This is a genomic window from Marinoscillum furvescens DSM 4134, assembly GCF_003386095.1.
GTDB lineage: Bacteria > Bacteroidota > Bacteroidia > Cytophagales > Cyclobacteriaceae > Marinoscillum > Marinoscillum furvescens.
The window spans coordinates 61,857-85,986 of sequence record NZ_QREG01000019.1 but is presented as its reverse complement, the minus strand read 5'-3'; the positions used below and the strand labels follow the sequence as shown (position 1 = coordinate 85,986).

General features: G+C 46.9%; 12 protein-coding genes. 3 read left to right on the top strand and 9 right to left on the bottom strand.

Annotated elements, in window-relative coordinates; all coding sequences use genetic code 11:
• Positions 1-101 precede the first annotated feature (101 nt).
• A complete protein-coding gene (locus C7460_RS17630) occupies positions 102-7,679 on the bottom strand; it encodes an InlB B-repeat-containing protein (RefSeq protein WP_115869454.1) in 7,578 nt (2,525 codons plus the stop codon).
• 617 nt (positions 7,680-8,296) lie between these two features.
• Here C7460_RS17630 and C7460_RS17625 point away from each other — a divergent pair.
• Positions 8,297-9,187, top strand: a complete 891-nt coding sequence (locus C7460_RS17625) for a hypothetical protein (RefSeq protein WP_115869453.1) — start codon at positions 8,297-8,299, stop codon at positions 9,185-9,187.
• 74 nt (positions 9,188-9,261) lie between these two features.
• On the opposite strand, the gene C7460_RS17620 is transcribed toward C7460_RS17625, so the two are convergent.
• The 8 genes from C7460_RS17620 to fabG form a co-directional block, all read right to left on the bottom strand.
• Entirely contained in the window at positions 9,262-10,275 is a 1,014-nt protein-coding gene (locus C7460_RS17620) for a hypothetical protein (protein WP_147303006.1), read from the bottom strand.
• 209 nt (positions 10,276-10,484) lie between these two features.
• Entirely contained in the window at positions 10,485-12,956 is a 2,472-nt protein-coding gene (locus tag C7460_RS17615; RefSeq protein ID WP_115869451.1) for a TonB-dependent receptor, read from the bottom strand.
• 364 nt (positions 12,957-13,320) lie between these two features.
• Positions 13,321-14,757, bottom strand: coding sequence for a hypothetical protein (locus C7460_RS17610; protein WP_115869450.1), 1,437 nt, complete (start codon positions 14,755-14,757; stop codon positions 13,321-13,323).
• Positions 14,758-14,769: 12 nt separating this feature from the next.
• Positions 14,770-15,711: an alpha/beta fold hydrolase gene (locus tag C7460_RS17605; protein ID WP_115869449.1), complete on the bottom strand. Its 942-nt coding sequence runs from the start codon at positions 15,709-15,711 to the stop codon at positions 14,770-14,772.
• A gap of 24 nt (positions 15,712-15,735) precedes the next feature.
• A complete protein-coding gene (locus C7460_RS17600) occupies positions 15,736-17,208 on the bottom strand; it encodes a class I adenylate-forming enzyme family protein (protein WP_115869448.1) in 1,473 nt (490 codons plus the stop codon).
• Positions 17,201-18,715 (bottom strand): sodium:solute symporter family transporter, encoded by a 1,515-nt coding sequence (locus C7460_RS17595; RefSeq protein ID WP_115869447.1) that lies wholly within the window; start codon positions 18,713-18,715, stop codon positions 17,201-17,203. Before C7460_RS17595 ends, C7460_RS17600 begins: the two co-directional genes overlap by 8 nt.
• A 3-nt stretch (positions 18,716-18,718) precedes the next feature.
• Positions 18,719-19,705: a 3-oxoacyl-ACP synthase III family protein gene (locus C7460_RS17590; protein ID WP_115869446.1), complete on the bottom strand. Its 987-nt coding sequence runs from the start codon at positions 19,703-19,705 to the stop codon at positions 18,719-18,721.
• 9 nt (positions 19,706-19,714) lie between these two features.
• On the bottom strand, positions 19,715-20,449 hold the full coding sequence (gene fabG, locus C7460_RS17585) for a 3-oxoacyl-ACP reductase FabG (protein ID WP_115869445.1): 735 nt from the start codon (positions 20,447-20,449) through the stop codon (positions 19,715-19,717).
• Positions 20,450-20,841: 392 nt separating this feature from the next.
• Here fabG and C7460_RS17580 point away from each other — a divergent pair, with 392 nt between their 5' ends.
• Positions 20,842-22,779, top strand: coding sequence for an extracellular catalytic domain type 1 short-chain-length polyhydroxyalkanoate depolymerase (locus tag C7460_RS17580; protein ID WP_115869444.1), 1,938 nt, complete (start codon positions 20,842-20,844; stop codon positions 22,777-22,779).
• Between the two features lie 298 nt (positions 22,780-23,077).
• Positions 23,078-23,776, top strand: a complete 699-nt coding sequence (locus tag C7460_RS17575) for a DUF2490 domain-containing protein (protein WP_115869489.1) — start codon at positions 23,078-23,080, stop codon at positions 23,774-23,776.
• Positions 23,777-24,130 lie beyond the last annotated feature (354 nt).

Here is a 24,130-nt window from a genome sequence, read left to right as displayed (position 1 = left end):
ATCCTAATAGTAGTGAATTATAAATAAACGTATTAACCAAAGCAGAAAAGGTGCTACCAGGCACAAGAACACTTGCACCCGGTAGTCATCACCTTAACTAACTATCTTATGATGATTCGCTTCGCGATGCGATGTTCATCCAGTGAGAGATGCAAAACATAAAGCCCTGACTCCAGGCCTGAAACTGGTATGCTCCAGGTATTGCCACTAGCTTTTTCCAACTGCATCGAGCTCACTTCTATTCCTGCGAGGTTATAGACCTTCGCTGTTACTTTTTCTGCAACCAACGACCCAGCATCCACCGTGACAAAATCTGTGGCCGGCACTGGATAGATACTAATGTCAACAGACTGATCTACGTCAATCTCTGCCGTTCGGGAACTTCCATTATTTACCAGCTTGATCGCGTCAATGCGATTGGTAACCGAGCCAGATTTCGAATTATAAATTCTAAACCAGTTGATTGCATTGAGATTAGGTGTGCCACCAGTGATACCGGCGTTGCTGATATCCAGGCTGATAAAGTTCCACCCAGAACTGAAGCTGGAAATGGTCCAGTTGTATTCGTTTACATCCGGTCCACCGCCGCTGCCCAGCTCCACCTGATTAGATGATGTGCTCATCAGCCCAGGGCTGGATACATAATACCAAAACTCAAGTCGTGCATTGGTGGCTGTGAGCCCTGAATTGTAGGCAGGCGAAAAGACTTTCTTAAACTCGTCCGTTCCACTGCCAACGATTTTCACACTATTGGTGCCTTGCTGCACCGTACCACTCAAAATGAGGTTGTTCGAACTAGACGTACTCCAGCCTGTCAAAGCATCGCAATCATCGAGGAACTGATTGGGATCTACTACCGTAATGCTCACATTGGCCGATTGTCCACCAAACCACTCCACATGATCCTGCACCATTTTCCACTGAAAATTATACTGACCTGCTGTTGCCGGAGCGGTGATATCAAAGGTGAACACCTTGTTTTGATTCGGAGCAATCTGATCACTCACGTCTAGCCAGACACGATTGAAGCCCCAGTCGGTGTTATCCTGATTGTTTTGACTTCCCAGCTTATATAAGGCATCACGAGTCCAGGTAGAGGTCCCTGAGTTTTGCATCGTCACACTTACAGTAGCCGTTTGGCCAACATTTAGGGTGCTGGGCACTCCACTTTGGGAAACATAGGTGGCTCCATTGCTGATGGCCTGATAGGTGGCAGAAATGGTAGCCGTACCTGTGGACATGGTGAGCGTAGTGGATGCAGCACTGGCATCCGCTATCGTGGGGGTCCCCGCATCAATCACCCAGCCGGCAAACACCTGACCTGCAGGTGCAGCATACGCACTAATGTTTACCTGAGCACCCGGAGCATAGCTGCCACTGCCATTGCCACTGTTGACTACCAGGGCATAGGTGGTCGTGACGTAGGTCGCATTTACGGTCACATCGTTTGCCCCCATAGTCAGCGTAGTACTGCTGGCCAGTTCATCAGCCAGAGTTGCACTACCAGAGGCAATCACCCATCTATCAAACTCTTGCCCTGAGGGGGCGGCATCCGCTGTGATGGTCGCATTTTCATTGAATGTGTAAGATCCATCACCTGTGCCACTTCCTACCGTGAGCGTGTAGTTGATATTTCGATAAGTAGCCTGCACCTCAGCATTTTGAGCACCCATCACCAGGTTGGTACTGATTGCATTGGCATCCAATATAGCAGGCGAACCCGAAACGATCACCCAGGCATCAAACTCCTGCCCTTCTGGAGCTGGGTCTGCTACTATGGTCACATCTGTGCCGGAGGTATACGCACCATCGCCTGTGCCGCTGGTTACCACCAGGTCATAATCCACGTCTTTGTATGTTGCGCCTACGATGACACTGCTGCCATTGATGGTCAGGGTAGTATTCGCAGCATTGATATCAGCAATGGTAGCCGTACCCTCGGTGATCACCCACGCATCGAACTCTTTACCAGACGGAGGAGCATCTGCCGAAATGGACACAGCCGTGCTGTCAGCATAAGTGCCATCACCCGAACCAGAATTGACAACTACCTCATAATTGACGCCTCCTTGCGGATCGATCAACTGAATAGCATCCAGTCCTGTGGTGATACTTGTGCTTTTGAAGTTGTAAAGTCGGAACCAGTTGATGGCATTGATATCTGGCGTACCGATTTTAGAAGCCTCACTTAGTTGCAGGTTGATCAGGTTCCACCCGTTTTGTAAGGCAGGTAAGCTCCAGTTGTACTCCATAGAATCAGCCGTACCACCACTCCCAAGCTCTACCTGGTTGACTCCAGTCATCTGTGAGGCATCAGAGATATAATACCAAAACCTCAATACGGCCGTATTTTCATCCAGGCTGCCATTATGCGCCGGAGAAAATACTTTTTGGAACTCCATCTCGGTGCTTCCTGTAAACGAAAGGCTACCTGAACCTTGCTGATGTGTGGTAGTATTTAGACTTAATGTCTGTGAAGACCCCCAACCTGTCGTTGCATCACAATCATCTAGAAAATTGGAGACATTGCCCACGGTGATCAGGAAGTTTTCTGAAGAGGCTCCGAACCATTCTACCTGATCCTGAACCATACGCCATTGGAAATTGTATACTCCCGGGTTGGCAGGAGCCGTACCGCTCAGGGTAAAGGTCACCTGCTCATTTGGAGCAACGGACATTCCAGTACCCAGCTCAATTCTATTGGTGCCCCAGTTTACATTGTCCTGAGTATTCTGACTTCCCAATTTATAAAGGCCTCCAGGAGTAAAGGTCGTGGTTCCGGTATTTTTCATGGTGACTGTAGCTGTAAATGAAGCACCTGTAGCCAAGGTAGGCGGTACATCCTGACTTATAAATACAGCTCCATTGCCATTCACTGAAGGCGAGATAGGAATCGTACTGGAAATTGGAATGGTGCCGTCCAGCATATCCTGAGTCTGACCTGCCAGCTGCAGGTACCAGTCAGAAGGAAGGGCCTCACCGTCCTCATCCATGGTAATGAGCGTATTTTGAAGCTGTACGGGGACATCTGCCTTCGTTTCAGCAGTCTTAAACATCGCCGTACCTTCATCTACTTCATCAAACATCGCAACGTAGACAAAGTCTATACCCTCGTTGATTACGTTGTAGGCTTGTCGCCAGTAAAAATCACCTCCTCTTCTAGGCACCTCATTTAGCGGTTTGTTATTGTAAATGTTATGAGAGGAAAAGCCTGGCCATATCACCGGCATATAGTCCATACCCTGCGCCAAACAGGTATCCAAATCTGGCTTAATTTTAGTATTGAGCCAGTTGTCTACTTCTGTCTGCCAGTTATTGTTGGGGTCGGTTGCGTACCTACCTACTGTCCAGGGTGACAGCATATCCAAAGATCGATACACGTCTCTCCATTCAGAGCCACTTTCAGAGTCACCGGTCAGTGTAGCCCATTGACTGGGTACTCCCCCCACCAGGTACATGCCTCCATTTCTATTCTTGAAATAGGTGATGATATCCTGAATTTCACTTAATGCTAGCCCCCTATCCTGAAAGCCTATGCCCCAAATAGCGATCACAGGCTTACCCTCTTGCCGCGCATAGCCTGGATTATTGGGCACGTTGTAATTCAATTCCAGGTATTCCCAGTCTGCCTTTATCTGATCAGATAGATCAGCTGTGGTAGGCCAGTCGGACAAATCATACATGAGCGCGAACTTTCGATCATACATGGCCGCAGCATTGATCACATTGCTGAGCACTTGATTTCGAGTATCGAAAAAACGACTATCCTGAGCCTCCGCAATAAATCGCTGTAGGTATACCCCATGAATATTGTAGTCGCGCATCCATTCAAAATGCTTATTGGTAGTGCTGCTATCATAGGAACTAAACAGCTGCGCATTGGAACCATCCGCATAGGTCATATTGGTATTGTATGCCATGCTGTACTCACTCATATCCGGCCACATATCAGCTCCATAGTATGCCGCATCGGGAGTATCGTTGCCTGCACCATTTGTAAACCAGTGTCTCCACTCATTGGGTACGGAGTTATCGGGTTTAGCCAAAAACCAGCCCTGATAGCCCATCATAAGTTTACTGGTCAACTGATTATCCCCAGGAGCAGCAGCTACCTGTACCTCTAGATTCAATGATGGGTCTCCAAACCACTCCACATTTTCCTGCACCATTTTCCATTGAAAATTGTATGTACCAGGTGTTTCCGGCACATAAATTTCAAAGGTGAATGCCTTATTTTGACCTGGAGCTATTTCATCATTAGTCTCCAACTGTACTCGGTTAAATCCCCAATCGGTATTATCCTGTTGGTTTTGGCTTCCGAGTTTATAGCCTTCTGCATTTGTCCAGGTGGTTAAGCCGGTATTTTTCATGACTACTGTCACCGAGACCGTATCACCGGCGATCACTTCATTGGGTACCGTTCTGGAGACAAACTCTGCACCATTAGTCAGATTGGATGCCTTGTAAGTTGCCGTAACGGAGGCATCTTCTGTGCCCATCACGAGCGTCGTGCTACTTGCTGTAGCATCGGCTATGTTAGGCACGCCACTGTTTACCACCCATCGATCAAAAACCTGACTGGCCGGAGGTGTGTCGGCGGTGATAGAAACGGTAGCATCGTGGGCATAGCTGCCATCACCCGTGCCATTATTTACCACCAGTGTGTGTGGTGTACAGGTACCTTCGGGGATACCACAGCCACAATCTCCAGGCGCCGACTTGTCAGGATCATTCGGGCAATCATCAGTCGACAAGGGTAATGTAGCCCAGTCGACCTCATAAGCCGGACCATTGATTTCTTTTACAATCGCTAGCGTAGGATCTCCGATTCCATCGATATAGCCGGTTTGTAATTGTCGCGTGGCGTTATCTTCTGTGTTGATGTATTGGATGACCACACGTGGTGGGTTGTCCAGCACGTGAAATTCCATATACCCATGTGTAGAGCCGGTATGGCATGCCGCACCTGTATTATAATGTACCGCACCATTCGGGTAGTCCACATTGTATTGTGGGTAGCGCTCGAAAGTATGAATCGTGGCTGACAAGCAGATGTCTGCTGTGGAAAGCAACAGGTTTTTGCGATAGGCATTGAGATTTCCATCCCGCACAAAATCTCCATCATAACTATGCACTGCTACGATGATGATATCCTTATTAGTTTTGATCGGTGCCAGGGAATCCAGCTTTTGCTGCATGTAGGCACGTGACTCTTCTCTAAATGGAGTGGAGTTTTTCGGCTCATCCGGAAAGTGTAGCTGTATCAGGTGAATTTTAAAACCACTATGTGAAAAATGCGCGTAATAATCCACCTTATTTGGTTGCATGTCTACATTGCTTCTTCCAAAAAAGTTGTCTACATAGTTAAACAGCTCCCATCCGGTGCCCCATGCGCCCTGGTTTTTACCAAAAGCCTGGTTTTCACCATCGGCAATATTGGGATAGAAATTTGTTTTCCAATAAGGATCATTTTGAATAAAACTAAGGAAGGGATCGTCCTCATTCTTACTCACCAAATGGTCTCCAAGGCCTATGACAAACTCCGAGCTTTGAATCCACGCATCCAGGCGCTGCATACTAGTCAGCGACTGTGAATTACTGGCTTGTAGCGGGCTTTCTCCCTTATTGTCACTCATCACCGAAAAATGAAACAACGACCCGTTATCCAGATCTTCGATGTTTCGCACAGAGTAGTTGACCGATGGGTCTACTATTTTTAGTCCATCTATTCGAGTGGTGACAGACCCTGACTTGTTGGTATTGTATAACCGAAACCAGTTGATCGCATTTAGATCGGGATTACCGATTACACCCCTTGGTTCATTCGTTTTTAGACTGATAAAGTTCCATCCATTATTCAGGTTATTGAGCTTCCAGTTGTATTCATTTACATCGGCTGCACCTCCACTGCCCAGCTCCACCTGATTGCTACCCACAAGTTTGGACACATCGGATACATAGTACCAAAACTCCAAGCGAGCGTGTGTTGGGTCTGCTCCTGAGTTGTAGGCCGTGGTAAATGCTTTTCTAAACTCATCCGTGGCCTGTCCCACAAACTCAATAGAGTTGGCTCCCTGTCTGGAAACCGGACTCAGCGCGATGGATCCTGAAGACTGCCAGCCACTGAGAGACTCTGCATCATCCAGGAAATTGTAATCTCCCGCAGTGATGTTGACCATATCAGACGTTTTGGTATTGCCATCATTGTCTGTGGCAACTGCCGTAAGCTGAAAACTACCATCTCCAGGAATGGTAAATGATACCGCATAGGGTGCGGCATTGTCTGTGGCGATCAACTCACCATTGCTATAAAAGGCTACGCTGCTCACCGACCCATCGGCATCTGAGGCATCCGCACTGACCGTGATCGTCTGCAAGTCTTGATAATAAGCGCCATCTCCAGGTGCAGTGATAGCTACCGTTGGTAGCGTCACATTATTATTGAGAATAGTTACAACCTCTCCGTTGCTGGGTTTCCAGGTGTCCAAATTTGCAGGTATTGCAAAAGGATTATTATTGGGGTTTTCGCCCACAGAGGTAACGTTATCCAGCTTGATTGTCCGTACTTCTATTTTGCTTTGATCTACAAAAATCCACTTAAACTGATTGAAATCTCCGGAATTTCGAGTCCAGCTTTTATTATCATCATTTGGCCGATTGGGTGCTCCCCAGCAGCCTTCACCGACGTACACCGTGCCATTTGCATCATCTCTGATAAAACCCTCATCATTACCCGAATTGGTGGATGGTATTATTGGCCAGGTAGTTTTCACGGTATGTGCATCACACTCTACTACGAGCTTCACATTGTAATCATAAAACTTTCGAGCCCATGCGTCATACTGATCGTTTTTCTCAGGCTTGCCGCCTACATGCGGGCGAATCGGCTTATGATATTGCGCTGCTTTCCAGATGATGTGGTCGTGGGCCAGCAGATCAGTATGAAGCCAACTTTCTTGATCACCCCCTACTGGTATTTCAGTGTTCAGCGTGTAAGCTCTGATGAGCGAACCTCCAAAAGTCAATGCGTAATAGACGCTGTTGTTGTTTCTGGGTGTATCAAAGAGGTGGTAGATATAGTCATCGTTTGTTTCGTGATTTCCTCTTGCAGCAACGATGGGATACATCCTTCCATCATCGCTGATGGTGAACTGCCAGTCGTCAAACCATTGCTTCCACTCGGTATTAGTGCAGGCATTGGTCATATCCCCACCAAAAAGTACTGCGTGCGGCTTCAGCTTGCTAACTAAACGATTCCCATTTTGTCTGGGCGTCCGGTTATTGCGCGAATCGCCTCCTGCAATGAAGGCAAGCCTTTCAGTGGGCACGTTTGGAGCGGTTTTAAACCAAAACCGTGGACTCGTACTATTCGAGTCCTTAATTACAAAATAGTAAATGGTATTTGGCTGCAATCCACTGAGCCGTGCAAAATGGTTGTCCATTCCTGCAAAACCAACACTACGTGTAGCACCTGTGGAATGTGAGTAGCTAGCATAATCTGTACCCTGATCCGTGGTACCATAATACACCGTTACGCCGGTGCCATCTATTTGATTCCACCCGATAACTATAGAAGTGGCCGGGTCATCCCGAAGGGTTAGTCGGTATTTGTCTGTGGTGGCATACAGGCTGATCGCCAGTAGCAACGCCACACAGGTTAGTGGTATGTGCTTGATCATACAATCTCATTTAAGGTTTTTAGTTAGTGTCAGTTAGTCAAGGTGGATTGGATGAAGCTTTTATATTTTCATGGCTCACTTGGTTAGGTGGTTAAAAAAGTACATTTCAATTACTGGATGGCTGTTATTAACGGCTTCCCGTTCCTTCCAAGGAAAAGCCATTAACTAGGTCACTCCACCCAGTAGTATCATCTACATGAGCCTCAATTATCCTGGCAAGCAGTTAATTCCTGATTAATCAGAAGTAAAAAATGAATTAATCGAGGAGTTTATTGAAAAAATCTAAAAATGAACACCTTATATTCTCAGTATTCAATCAAATTATCATTTAGTGGTTAGGAAATCGATCGCAGCACTTCCAAAACCTTAAGTTTGATTAAGGTGTCAGCTACAACTTTTAATTTCTGCCGAGGAGTTTGTATATTTGACTAGCTGCTCAGCACAAAGCCTCATTATTCCTTCCTTCTTTAAAGGCTTTGTCTTAGGTCACTCCATACGCAGTATTTTAATCTACATGATTTGTAAATCGTACAGTGAGGTTTAAAACCTCCGACACAAGCTTGTTGTATACTGTGCGGTTTTGAAAAGGATTTTTCGAACACTAACCTTTTGAGATCATGGACCGACGCAATTTATTTATCAATGGATTCCAGCTTTGTTGTTTTTTTGTTTTCGCAGGTCGCGCCTGGCAGCACCTCTTTTGGGATGCCCCCTTTCGCACCTTCTTCTGGGACGAAAGCCTCCTATCGGGGATCGTCCCTATCCTCACAGGCATGTCCTGGCATGAGTACGCCACTTCCCCACAAGTAGACGGCATGATTAATGGCATCAAGACCTTTTGTGGAGCTGTCTATACGCTCTTGGCCGTTTTCAGTCTATTAGCTCACCTTCCGAGCCTCAAGAGGTTAAGAGGACTGTTGCTGGTGGGAAGTGGAATGCTCTTTCTACTTTCTCTTTTATACTTCAAAGAAAAGTTCTATCAGGTGGGTCAGCTTCTGGAGTATTCCATACAATTTGGTGCTCCATTGCTCCTGTATATGGCGCTGAAGCCTGCTGTAGATCAAAGGCGGCTGATACTACTGATGAAAGTAGCGATAGCGCTGACATTTACATGTCATGGCTTGTATGCATTAGGTTACTATCCTCAGCCGGGGCATTTTGTGAGTATGACGCTAGGCATTTTGAGTATCGATGAAACCACGGCCCGATTGCTACTCAAGTGCTTCGGATGGGCGGACGTGGCGCTGAGTATTCTGATCTTTGTGCCGCAGGCATCACGCTGGGCACTCCTCTATGCTGCACTCTGGGGGTTTGCTACAGCTGCTGCGAGAATCTGGGCCAATATCCATTTTGACTTTTTACTTACATCGCTCAACCAGTGGACTTTCGAGACGGTAATGAGAATACCGCATGGTTTGGTGCCCCTACTATTGATCTATCCACTAAGTCAATATTTCAAATTTGGAACGCAGAAAGAAGCACATCCGAAATTGGAAATGAGTAACTAAAGCTTAAAATATAAAATCAGAGGCATGCCGAGAGCAGGACTTAATTCTGCAACTGACATGCCTCTGATCGTTGATTAGTGCTCTTTTAAGTAATAGCTCTTTACACCGCCGATAAAATCACTGTATTTGGGGTTATTCACTTTGGCGAGCCAGGCCGAATCATACAGGATCCCTCTATCAATATACTGGCTCAGCTCGCGGGTAAGATAAGCCTCCTTGACCTCTCCCTTCAGGCGCTTTTCGATTACCGAAAGTCTGTATGCCAACTCTTCTTTTCTTGTTTTGAAGGGCTGCGCGTCAACCGCCTCAAATTCAATCTGATGCGTGATGTATTGATCCAAAAAGCTCATGTAATCTCTGTTTCCCAATAGCTCTTTTTTCAAAATAAGAAGTCCCTTGTAGGGCGCTGCTATTAGCTCCGAGCTCACACCTTCCTGTTTCAGGGTTTTTGTGCGGTAAATCAATGCATTCACTTTGTACCAGGTGTTGAGGTAGTCCAGTCTTTTCAACTCAAACTGCACATACCAATTGGGGATGCTAGACTGATGCGTGTTTAAAAAAGTCTTTTGGACTGCCGTGATGGAGTCATTGTATGCATAAATATCCTCCAGTGCCTTGCTTCCATCGATCATGAACTTGCTACGCCCCTCTCGATCTGAATGATACGCGCCAAAATGAGTGCTTTTTTGCTTCAAAAACTGATTGACAACCTGAAGGTCTCCTGCAAAATCAACAACAAGATCGCCGCTCTTTGCTCCACTAATGATCACTGTATCACGTGAACCCGGGTATGCATAGAGATTGTACGTTTCACCTTCTACTGAGAGATAAAAATCGTTTCTCCCCTGGGTTTTCCTGATTTCCAGCTGGGTGACCTTAGGTGCCAGCACTTTTACATCGTAGTAGTTTTTCTCCGGCCAGATGGCATTGTCACGAATTCTTAGATCCAGAGAGTCATTGGTATGGTTGATCAGGTAAAGATGACTCTTGCCCTTTAGGTCGAAGGTGAGTTCCGATTCGGTCTTTTTTTCACCGCAACCCAGGGCCAGGCAAGTGATCCAAACTGTGAAAAAGGTTAAAGTACGCATAAGGTTAAGGTTAGTTAGCAGGCAGATGCTCGTGCACATTGCCCAAAAATAATTTCTACCTTAAGCTTAAGCCTGAAGGCTTAATTTGCACTAAATAATCTCTTAATTTGACAGGAAGTCCTTCATAAGGGTGACTTCCTTCCACAAAAAAGGCCGCAAAATCGCGGCCCTTTCCATTTTGGGTTATGTATGAACAAAGTATTCTTTGACTAGTTTCCGATGGCTGGTAAGTTGGCCTTTAGCTCAATGGAGAAGAGTCTGCCTGTGAATGGAGCGGCGGTAAACTCTCTGTACTCTGCGTTGAACAAGTTGGTCACCTGACCAGAGACGGTAAAGACATTGTTTACGCGATAACCAAGCCCAAAGTCTACATTGACAAATCCGCCCAGCGGACCGTAGTTCCAGGCATCCGTGCTGCGCGCATTCTCCACCACAGGGGTGCCCCTCCAGGAAAGGTCCTGGGTTTTGGCAGCTATCTGATAGCTGGAGAAGTAGTCATACTCCTGCACCCAACGGATGTAGATGTTGGAGAAAAACTTATTACCACGGTAGTACACGCCTGTTCCAAACTTGTTTTTGGGTGCATTTACCAGTACGTCTAGCTTGTTTACCTCACCGTCATTGTTAAAGTCATTGTTTTCCAGGTCATCCTCATCATAGGTGTAGTCAAAATAAGAGTAGTTAAACGTCCAGTTGATACGATCTGAAAGGTACAGGTTGGTTCCGATATCAAACCCATAGGTATTCACCTTTCCAAAATTGACATAAGTGGCTACCAAGCCGCCAAAGACGCTATATCCAGACTGCACCTCCTCCATCGGAGTGTCTCCACGCTCTGTAGCCACCCCTACAATCGTCACAGGAGAAAGGAAATCGCGAGAAATATTGTAATAAGCATTGGCATCTACAAAAAACCTTTTGGGTACCAGTTCTCCCTTATAGCCCACTTCAAATGTCTGAATTTGCTCTACTTTCTGCTTTTCTACTTTTGTACCATCGTTTAGCGTAAACCCTTCAGCATTTCCCAAAATCAGTCCTGCAAACAAGTCGCCATACATGTTGAGGATGGTAGGTGCGGCTATGCCTTTTCCGTAAGTAAAGCGGAAAGCATTGTTGTTTTTAGCATACACCAATCCTGATTTTGGAATAAAGTTGAACCCATATACTTCGTGGTTGTCGCCGCGAAAAGCCGCCGTAGCTTTAAACTCTGGAGTAAACTGATAATCCAACTGTCCATATACCCCTACCTGGCTAATAATGATAGGATCTTCACCATTGTTGTCCAGCAAATAGGTTCCGTTGCTATTGGCATGGTCTCGCTGCCACTGTGAGCCTATCACTACCCCCAGGTCCCCAAACTTGTCATGATACTGCACCTCAGCATTCCATCTTTTCGAATCATCAGCAAAGGTGGCGCCATTTCCAAGTGAGCTCTCACGTGCTTCTGCTTCAGTGGCTCCACCATCTATCGCCGCATAGTAGTTTTTAGTACGTTGATCGATGGCATAGGTATCATCGGTTTTACTTTTGGTATGATACACCTGAGCAAAAAACTTGTCGGAGGTATACCTGAGGTGAAACTGATTCATGCGCCAGTCTTTGATCTGGTTACGCCCCACGTTTGTTGGTGATAGGTAGGTACTGTTGCTTCCGCCCCAGCTAAATATCAGGTCGGAGGTATTGCTCACGCTGTAGTACAGCGCTGCTTCTGCACGCAAAAATTCCAGGTCATTGTCTAGCATGTATTCTTCATAGCCTTCTTTCACTCCATCAGCACCCATATTGCCAGCAGCATCTTTTCGGTCGATGTATACGGAATCGGTAAATTCAAACTCCTCGGCCCGGGTGTATTCACCGGTTACCTTAAAAGAAAACTTGTCGCTTAGCACCTGAGCATGGCGCATTCTCGCCGTAAACATGCTTTGGTTTCCTGCCCCTACCGCTATGGTAGTTCCCTGCGAAGTACGTGGGTCTTTGGTAATGGTATGTACCAGGCCATTGTGAGCATTGGGACCGTACAACGCGGCATTTGGACCCAGGATTACCTCCACTCGCTCTACGTCTTCCTTTATCTGTGTGGTCAAAGGGCCCATGGGAAGCCCCGTAGCGATCAGTGTAGCAAAGCGGCCATCGTTTACCTGAAGGTTTTTGGCGTTGAAGTTGCTGTTAAACCCTCGGATATTGATACCCGTGCCCACCACACCAGCTCTAATAAAATCTACACCCTTTACACGCGCAAGGAGTTCGCCCGGGTTAAAAGATGGTAGCTCCTCCAGGTCTTTGGAGGAAATAATCTCAATAGTAGCAGGCGTTTCTGTGACTTTTTCGGCCTGGCGTGTACCAGACACCACCACCTGGTCAAAAGCAAAAATTGCTTCCGCCATAGACAGTTCACCCAGTCGCACATCAGCCCCGTCCACAGTTACTTTCTGCGTAAAGTCCGAATAGCCTACATAGCTTATAGTCAATGAATAGGTACCATCCTCTACTCCCTGGATGGCAAATGTTCCGTTGGTATCTGTAGTGGCTCCTTTGGAAGTGCCCTCCAGCATGGCCGTTGCTCCGATCAATGGCTGCCCTGAGTCCGCATCCATCACCCGGCCCTGTACAGTAGATTGGCTGTATGACCGAAAGCTGATGAACAGCAGGCTCATGATTAAGATGGTAAAGGTCTTTTTCATTTTTTCAAGTTATTTAGGTTGTTTTTCAATCTCGTTCAATAAACCTAGAGAAAGGAGCAACGCAAATAGAAATATCGCAATATTACCAGGTGTGGACTTTAGATTAATAAAACAAGATATTTTTTCTTATCTCTCTGTTTTTCAGCAAGATAAGACTTACACCCACTGCATGGACTATGTTTTGACCTGGCGCACAAAATTTCAAACAGCCTACCAGTCATTATTCGGCAAATACAGACTAGGCCCGAAAAGGCTAAAAAGCCCCACCATCATTACACAAAGAATATTTTGAAAGAAAAGTACACCACCTTGGTATAGGACCAAAAAGTAGGCAATAGGATGCCAACCACCTACCAGGGGTGGACTATCGTACGTGTTCGCTCTGAAACAGCTGTGCTTTAGCCTGCACCACCGATCGAGGCACATAGGTTTCAAGCTCTGAGAGCACCTGATTGAGGATAAAGGTTTTGTGTGGGTCGCCAAGGTATTCCTGAGAGCAAGCCACGATAGACGCTACCAGCTCTTTGGCCTCTAGCTTACCTACCTTCACTTGTGCTATCTCGTAGTACCAGCGGATGGTAGGCAGATACACTGATTTTTTGCTGTCTTCCAGGTCTCGCGCGAGCAGATCATACCGCTTAAAGGTCTGTAGTACCTTGTGGTACTTGTCCTGCTTTACCAGGGCCTGTATGTAGGCGGTAAAAAACGAATACCACCGCTGATTCATGATGTCATCAGTATAGATGCGCAAAAAGCTATCCGCCAATATCTCACCACGTTGTGGCTGGTTGTTTAAGTTTAAACACTTGATATAGAATGAGATAAAGCCAATTTTATGATAAAAATTGGTAGACTTTTGCACTTCGGCAAAGGACTCTTTCAGCAGGTTAAGGGCTTCTTCTATCTTCCCTCTACGAATCAAAATGGAGCTGAAATTACTCAGGTATTGGACATGATCTGAGTTCTTCTGTCGGATGGAGAGGTAGCCATACTCCTCCGCCTGCTGCAGTACATCAAATTTACTATGCAGCATCAGGCGGTTGGCATAGTAGTTATACAATATGCGACGGGTATAGAACTTGCCTTTGCTCAATAGCACATCGAGCTGATCATATACCTGCTTGAGCTTGTTAAACTCCCGGCTGTTGAAATATAAAAACGTGAGCCGCACCACAGCCATGTAACGGTTGAAGCCGTCGAGCTGGGTATCGCCAAACAAGCCCAGCAGCCAATCTTCCCACTGACGTGAGTCGCCTTTTTTCTCCTTGAACTGGTGGATGATATCTACTGTAGCCTGATGTAGCTTGGCATTTACTTCCTTGCTATAGTCATACTGCACCTGATACTTTTCGATAAACTGGTTAGCTTCCTGATAATCACTGTGCCGCAGACGGATCAGCAGGTAATGCCGGTAGTTGATCACCAGCTCAAAAAACTTCATAAAATTATGAATGGGGTGCTGGTAAGTTTTGATGCGGCGCAGCAACACCTTTTCTTCCTCATGGGTAATGGCATCCGTGATCACCTTCCGATCCATTTCGTTGATCCACTGAAAGTACTTATCCACGTCTATACCATCTAGTCGTTTCTGGATCCAGTCCATCAGACTGGAATACTTGCGCTTATTAATGGCGGTATTGAAGGGCAGCTGATCTTGCTGCTGGTGCGCATTTTCACTCACTCGGCGTAAGATCTCCACCTTTTCCGCATCTTCAAACTCCTGAATACTCAGCAAATAGTCCGCCTCATGAGGTAGGATCTCCTTTGCATATGCCGTAAATTTTTTCAGTTTGACCTTCACCGCACGTTGAGTTTATTCTTTCAGAAAGCTATTCAATATTTTATTAATTGCCTCAGGCTGATCGTAGGTAATAAAGTGACCACACTGCGGAATCATTTCCAGACGTACATCCGCAATCTTTTCCGTCCCGGCTTCAGCCACAGCGGCAGTAGTGAGTGCGGGGTTCAAATATTTGTTCGGGATGAGGGCATCATCGGCGCCATACACCACGAGCGTACGGGTAGGCAGCTCTCCAAGACGATCATATACTGGCTGGTCGAGCATGCCGCTCACACTGCTCACTATTGCCTGTCCATAGCTGCGAAAGTCCGTTGCGGTTCTCATAGCGATGCGGTCCGTAATCATGAACGCTACCTGCTGAGGCATCCTGTAAAAATTCAGGGCCCAGTTGGAGCGGATCTGCTCATCTGTGGCGTCACAAATTACATCCAGCCGGGTAATGGCCTTGAGCCAGGCAGCCTGCTCAGTGGTAAATGTTTCGAATCCCGCCGGTGCCAAGAGTATCAGTTCTCGATACCTTTTGGGGTTTTCTAACACAGCAGTCACCGCCACCTGCGCACCCATGCTATGTCCTACAAGCACTGGGTTAGTCACTTCCAGCTTTTCAATCAGCTGCTCGATGACTGCTGCATAATAGCTCATGGTCGCCGGATACTCCCGCTTAGACGACCGTCCATAGCCGGGCAAGTCCACGGCAATGCATCGGTTTTCTTTCTTTAGGTCATCAAACACCGGGTAAAATGAGGGTAAATAAGTTGCCAACCCATGTATCATAATCAGGGTACGCTCACCTTTACCTTCATCGATGTAGGCCAGGCGAGTGGAGTCGTTGAGGTTCAAATAGTTGGTTTTATAGGCGTAGGGCGCAATCACATCGGCCACCGTTTGCTGGGCACTGGCCACCACACCGATCAAACAACAAAAGAGTGCGAGTATAAGATTGTAAGTATTCATATTTGGGGTGATTGATGTGTAGGACTATGCCAGGCTAGCCAATTTTTTTCGATCTATTTTACCACTTCCATTTTTTGGAAGCTCATTTACAATTTCCAGGTATCTGGGCACCTTAAACCGCGCCAATCGAGACTGGCAATGAGCTATGATGCCATCTTTGGTGTAGGTCATACCAGATTTTATAGACAAATATGCCTTCCCTACTTCCCCCCACTTTGGGTCTTTGACACCTACTACAGCAGCCTCATCGATCACCTCGAGCTCGCGTAGCACACGTTCCACTTCTGCAGGATACACGTTTTCGCCACCAGAAATAAACATGCACTTTTTACGGTCTACTATGTACAGAAAGCCATCAGCATCTTGTCGTACCAGGTCGCCAGTGTGAAAAAAGCCATGAACGATCGATTGAGCAGTAGCTTCCGGGTTTTTCCAATACCCGGGGGTCACCATAGGGCCTTTTAGGCAAAACTCCCCTACCTCTCCAGGCGGCACCTGATTGCCCAAGTCGTCGAGCAAAGCATACTCCACATAAAAGTTGGGCAGGCCTATAGAGCCGATCTTTTGAGCGGCGTATTCCTGATGCAGTGAAGTGATATTTGGCCCTACTTCTGTGAGACCATACCCTTGTCGGATTTTCACTCCACGCTCATGCCACAGGTGTATTACAGGCAGTGGTAAAGCCTCGCCACCTACAATAAAATAACGTATAGACGCCAGTGAGCATGACTGAAAGGCAGCACTCTCGGCCATCATTTTAAGCATGGTAGGCACCCCCATAAATAGATTAGCGTTGGACTTATCGATCTGCTCCAACACCCGGTCGGCATCAAACTTCTTCATCAAACAAACCGTAGCTCCCCGGTGCAACATTGGTGTAAGCAGCACATTCCAGCCTCCAGTGTGAAAGGGCGGCATACAGTTTACTGTGTGGTCATCTGCAGTGATCTCCAGGCTCTGAGTCGTATTTAGACTGTTCCACAAGAGCATTTTGTGCGAGTACATCGCTCCTTTGGGGAAACCCGTAGAGCCCGAAGTGTAAAGGATAAATAAGGGATCATCTTCGTGGATAGCGTGGGGCACAAAAGTCTCCGACTCCCCTTCTGGCAGCATCTCCAACTCCATTCGTGGGAGTTCTACCTGAAGAGCTTTGGCTATATCCGCAAATTTATTTTCTACAATCAAGCATGCTGGGTCTGCATCTTTGATCAGGTAGTCGATTTCAGAAGCTGCCAGACGGTAGTTGACCGGTACCAGTATAATTCCTGTCTTCTGCGCTATAGAAAACAGCGTCACATAGTCGATGCAATGCTCTGCCATCACCATCACCCGATCACCCTTACTGAGACCCAGGTTTTTAGTCATCCACTCGGCCAAAAAATTGGCCCGTCTGTTTAATTGCGCATAGGTAATTGACCGGCCCGTTTCTAGTTCTTCTATGGCGACCTTCTCTGGGCTGTACATTGCCCACCTACTGATCCAATCTTTGCTATACATGTTGCCTCCCTCCTGTATAATGCATGATTAACCCCACACTGCCAGACATCAGCAGTGCCATCGTACTGGCTATGGCGGGATTGTTTACGGTTTCTTTCATATAAGGCATAAACTGGCCGTAATACACCGAAAAATGCACAACTACCGCTACAATAGAAGCTGTATATACGGTCTTAAGTCGTACTCCTTTGATAAACATACCGAAAAATACGGGAACAAAAGCTGCCGAAAAGTAAGCATACACCCCATTTTGAGCAAAGATCCCCACACTCAGATTGGGTGATAATAGCTGCTGATAAGAAAACATAAAACTCACGATAGCCAGAAACACGATGACCAATTTGTTGACCAATACCTCCTGGCGGGATTTCCGGTCTGGGTCGGCACTAAATCGTTTACCGAACAAGGGCTTGATCAGGTCTGCGGTGAGCGACGCACTCAGTGACTGAATGAGCCCTTCCAGGGTGGACAAGCCAGCAGAAATTAAGCCCAACACGACCAAAATGGTCACGTATACAGAAAACTCACTTACTACATACGCCGACACGATACCGTCCATAGGAATCGGCTGCCCGCTGATCATCAGATCAGGAAAGCGCAATCGCGCAAAAAGCCCAACGATCACTACCTGAAAAAACACCACCAGCACCAGGATACCAATAAGCAAATAACGGTTGACGTCCTGCTCGTCTTTGAGCAGCAGGGACTTAGTAATAACATGTGGCTGACAAACGATGGCTATACCAATAACCACCTGGCAAAAGATGATCTCAAAATAGTCTCGAAACAAAAAACTTTCAGGGTTGGTCCAGCTAGCAAAGTGAGGACCGATATCCTCCAACTGAGCTTTAAAACCCGACAATCCCCCATCAAATAAATCTGCCCCTGACGCCAGCAGCACCACCGCCACGATGAGCATAAGTGTAGCTTGAATGGCATTGGTATAAACCATGGAGTTGGCTCCGCCGAACATCATGTAACCAAACACGAAAACGATCACCGATACCAATACCCCCAGAGGCTCCAGCGCCAATGCACTGGAAAGCACCTGTGTGAGCCCCACACAAATCAAGACAATAAAAGTGATCAGTAGCAGCGACAAAAAAGCAAAGAAAATACCATAGGAAGAGCTATTGTACATTTTGCCCATCCACTGGGCCATAGTCAGCGCTTTTACGTGGCTACCGGACTTGCGAAAACGCTTGGTCATTACAATGAGCGACACGAAGATGGCCAGGGGCATAACGATACCGAACGACAGCACTCCACTCAGCCCATACAAGGCTATAAAGCCCGGGTTGATAATAAAGGTAGCCGCGCTGGTCATGGAGGCCGCCAGTGCCAGTCCCACAGCCAACGGCGAAAACGATATACTGCCCAGCGCATAGTCACTTATGGTCTTCACACGTATGGCTCCACGCACGACAAAAAACAGAATCACGGCCATATACAGTAGCACTACGATCCACGTAGCCACGATCTGGTCTGAAGATGCTAAACTACTCATAGCCTAAAACCGAATAGCTGCTGCAGCGAAGGCCAACCCCCCACCTGACCCTATAAATATCATCAAGTCACCCGGTGATACTTTGCCTTTCTGATAAGCATCATGCAGTGCCATGGGGATACACGCCGATCCCGTATAGCCATACTGATTCATGACCATATGTGCTTTTGCCCGGTCTACTCCCAGGTTGTCCATGGTTTCATTGATGGAGTTGAAGTTGAGCTGGGTGATAAAATAATGATCCACGTCTTGCGGATCCACTCCGATGCGCTGGCAGATGTCCTGAGCCATTTCCGTCCACATTTTTGGGTTGAGCTCTTTGGGGAATTTATGCACAAACTTGAGCTGATGATCCTTATTGGCCACTACGTCTTCACTTATAGGCATGCGAGTAGCACCTCCATAGATCCCCATCCAGCTATTGTACTGTCCTTCGGTTTTCAGGTCACTGGCCAGCATTCCACGCTCTCCCGAACCTGCAGACATCACTACGGCACCAGCTCCATCAGCAAAAAGCGTCACAGTCTTTTTATCGGCTTTGTTTAGGTACTTGCTCATGGCATAGCCACCCAGCACCAACACATGTTCGTAACGCTCGTCGGCAGCTATGTACTTGGCGGCTACATCCATAGCCGTCACAAAACCCGCACATGCCGTATTCAGATCGAAGGTTCCTGCATTTGTGAGCCCAAGTCGATCCTGCAGCACAGAGGCGGTAGAAGGTGAAATAAACTCAGGAGTATCCGTAGACACAATGATGAGGTCAATATTTTCAGGTTGTAATCCCGCATCAGCGATAGCTTCCAGGGCAGCCTGCTCACAAAGATCGGCCACAGACTCTGATGCTGTACACCATCGGCGTGTGCTGATGTTTACATTTTCCTGAAGCCAGGTGTCTACGTCTTCACCAAGCAGCTCATTGAAGTAGCTGTTGGGAATTTCCTGATTGGGTGCATAAGCCCCAATTCCGGTTAGTGTTGCTCTTCTCATTTGGATCAGTTAAAGGGTGACAGCTCCATCCACACTGAGGACCGAACCGCTAATAAATGAAGCTTCCTCTGAAGCAAGAAATGTATATGCATTGGCAATATCTGAAGGTTCTCCCAGCCTGCCCAGCGGTGTTTTACCTTCCATCATATCGATGACCTTTTGTGGCATGGCGCGCACCATGTCAGTAGCAATAAACCCGGGTGCTACGGCATTTACCGTAATGCCGTGCTTTCCCAGCTCCTTGGCCAGTGTTTTGCTCATGCCGATCACTCCAGACTTGGTAGCAGCATAGTTGGTTTGCCCAAAATTACCATATACTCCTACCACGGATGAGGTATTGATAATACGGCCACTGCCGGCTGCTATCATTACCGGTGAGATCGCTTTCACACAATTAAAAACTCCGGTAAGGTTGATGCTGATCACCTGATCCCATTGCTCATGGGTCATTTTCTTAATCGTAGCATCACGCGTGATTCCGGCATTGTTGATGAGTATATCTACGGTAGTGAACTTATCCAACGTTTGGGCTGTGGCATCCTCCACAGCATCGGCACGAGAAGTGTCCACCTTGAAAAATGCAGTCTGATCGGGAAATCTGGCTTCCAGCTCCTGCCCTGCTTGTTCGTTTACGTCCCATATGGCGACCCTGGCACCCTCCGCTACAAATTTCTCTACAGCCGCTCTGCCTATACCTGACGCACCCCCGGTGATCACTGCTACTTTACTTGCTAGTCTATTCATTGATAATGTCCGTTCGTATTGAAATTCTTGAAATTTGATTAGGCTAAAAATAGAAATTTGATACCCCAGGATATTAGGAAAAGAAAATAAAGCAACATGGACTATTGCTGTTCAGGCTTCCATATATGACTCATTATATGCCATTAAAGCAATTAAAGACGTTTTTTCCTTACCCGGACTTTTAATTTTAGACTGATCACCAAGCGGGCATGTTTTGAAAATTTCATAAAAGTGTAGCTACAAAGTCCGACTTCTAAAAACGTGGCTATAAGCTTCAAACGAGCCAAAATGTACCCATAGGCCAAAAAGTCCGCACCCCGCAATCTGGCAGAAACTTCCAATAGAACAGGGAAATGATCAATTTCTTAAGAGTAGACCAAAAATGAATACCTATGAAAAAATTAACCTCAACCACTCTATTCTGGCTATGGACTATTGCGCTATCAGCCCAATTGAATGCTGTATCATCGTTTGGATCCAATCCTGGAAATCTAAAAATGTACACGTACATTCCTAACAACATGCCCTCCAATGCACCACTGGTGCTGGTACTCCACGGCTGCACACAGACAGCCAGTTCGTACGCATCGGAAAGTGACTGGAATAGCCTGGCAGACACCTACGGGTTTTATATCATCTATGCACAGCAAAAAAGCAGCAACAATTCCTCTGAATGTTTCAATTGGTTTGAGACTGGCGACATCTCCCGGGGATATGGTGAAGCTGCCTCGCTGAAAAACATGACTGACTACATGAAAAACAACTATTCGATAGACAGTGATCAGGTATTTGTAACCGGTTTTTCGGCCGGAGGCGCCATGACCACCGTGATGCTAGCTACCTACCCGGATGTATTTAGCGGTGGCGCAGTGATGGCAGGACTCCCCTACAAAGTAGCAACCAGCAGCAACCAGGCCTTTCAGGCAATGTTTGGCAATGTAAACAAGAGCCCCAACCAACACGGCAATGCCGTAAGAAATGCCTCCAACCATTCCGGCCCCTGGCCTACAGTAGCAGTTTTCCACGGCACGTCTGACTACACGGTGTACTACATGAACCAAAATGAAATCATGGAACAATGGACCAATGTACACGGTGCCGACCAAACCGCCGATGCTACGGACAATGCCTTTGATGGCAACAGCGTAGTAAGCCGAAAAGAATACCGCAACAGCTCTGGTGACCCGGTAGTAGTTACCTACAGCATCAACAACATGGGCCATGCCATAGCCATCGATCCGGGCAATGGCACCAAGCAAGGCGGAAATACCGGATCCTATGCCACAGATGTCAACTTCTTTTCTTCCTATTGGGCTGCCAAATTTTTTGGGCTCACAGGCGGAGATGGCGGAGGTGGATCGCTCGCCGCTCCTACCAACCTTGCCGCTAGTGCCATATCTTCCTCTCAGATCAACCTAAGCTGGACAGACAATGCCTCCAATGAAACGACCTACCTTGTCAAACGCTCTACAAGCTCTGGAGGCACCTACACCACCATAGCTACCCTAAGTGCCAACAGCACCAGCTATAGCGATGGCTCGCTAGCTGCTTCCACGACCTATTATTACAAAGTGCTGGCTAGTGATGGATCCAATACTGCCGCGAGCAGCGTAGCCAGTGCCACAACCCAATCCTCTGGAGGTGGTGGTGGCACCATAGTCACCATAGAGCAGCTGCAAGGCAACAGCATCTTTACCTATGGCAACGCTCATGACATGGGACAGTCTTTTACAGCTATAGCTGATGGCCAACTGGTAGCTATAGAAGCTAAGCTGGTATATGCCATATCAAACTCCACACTCAAGATATACGCCGGCAATGGCGTGTCTGGCACACCTATTTACACCCAAAGTGGAGTGAGCGCCGGTAGCGGCTGGCAAGAAATCACCCTAACCAACCCACCTACTCTGGTAGACAACCAAACGTATACTTTCCAGCTAACCAATGCCTCCATCCGATACCACTACTCCAACGTGTACAATGGCGGAATTATGTGGTATGACAACATCGCTTACACTTCCTTTGATGTGGCCTTTGTCGTCTCCATCAGTACCGGGAGTGGAAACAGGCAACTCACCAGCCCTACGGCTTCTTCTTCGCTGGTAAGAGTGTACCCTAATCCGGCCGTAAGCCGGCTTGCTATTGAGGCACAGCCCGCCACCACCGTAGAGCTCTACAGCCTTCATGGGGGCAAAGTATATGAACAAACCATGAAAAAAAGCTCACTGAATGTAGACGTAAGCACCTATAAACCTGGAGTTTACCTATTGGCACTGCAGCAAGGCGATCAAAAACACAGTCGAAAACTGATCATTGAGCGAAACCCTTAAAAACAATATCATTTTGTTGCCCACGACGCTAAATGCCCATGACTGCCCCTGACAGCCATGCGTGTACTGTAGTCTCCGTTTAGCGTGGTGGTAATATCCCGAAAGGTTCCAAAGGTAGCGCATTGCCGATACCTCCTTTCGGGATTTTTTATTCCTTCTTATTACCGTAGCTCCAGCAGAATAATACGCCTGGTACCCTCTGTAATTACCCCAAATGTGCTATTATTGGCCTGCCAAAAAAAGAAAAGCGTGCTACCAGCCACGATGTAGTTCTTCGGACAGCTACAGCAAAATCATTATGCGCATTAAACACTTTTTACTTTCAGCACTTATCACACTGTGCACCCTGTCCTTGTACGCACAAGGTCCCGACGAAGATCAATTGGGTGCCTGGTACATGTACTTTTTCAACAAATCGTTTGAAAACAGTCAGTTTGGTATTCAGGGTGACTACCAGTTTCGGTTTTGGGATTTTGGTGCCGACCGGGAGCAAATCCTGCTGCGAACTGGCGTTACTTACAGGCCTCAAAATGCCAATATCCAGTTTACTCAGGGATATGGATTTATCTCTACAGGGGCTTTTGGCGAAAGCACCAGCTCGGTAGTAGAGCATCGAATCTATCAGGAAGCCCTTTTTCCACAAAAGATCGGAAATCGTTTTCTGCTCACCCACCGCGTGCGGTACGAACAACGATTTGTAGAAAACCAGGATTTTAGAACAAGGTACCGGTACAATCTCTTTTTAAACGTCCCTTTTAATGACACGAGTTTGGGCAAAGGCGTGGTGTATGCCGCCCTGTACAATGAGCTGTTTATCAATGGACAAACAGATATAGGTGATGGACTTTCCGTGCAGTACTTTGACAGAAACCGAACTTACGTAGGCGTGGGGTATGGGCTACTCAAAAACATGCGTGCCCAGCTTGGCTGGATGCGACAAACCACCGTCAACTGGGCCAAAAACCAGGCACAGATCAGTATTCACCACAGTTTTTAACACGAAAAGGGGCCTCGGCCCCTTTTATTTTTGCAATGATGGTTCTTAAAGCCATCCATACAACTTCACTATTGCTGCTTACACTTATCCAGCTCCAATTGCAACCGTGCTGATTTTGCCTGCTCTTCCGTAAAAGCCTTATTCAGTTTATATAATTCTAAAGCAAATCTCTCTGCTTCCTGAGCTTTAATATTGGAGAAAACGAAGAAAAAAGCTATCACTAATGCTGTCACTATTCTGAGTAGCCATTTTAATTTGTTGTTTTTTATAGCGGTAGGATTTTATTACTTGGAAATTAAGTATTTAGTCACTTTCCGTCCTGGTGAAATGCTCAATAAAAAGGAATCATTCGTG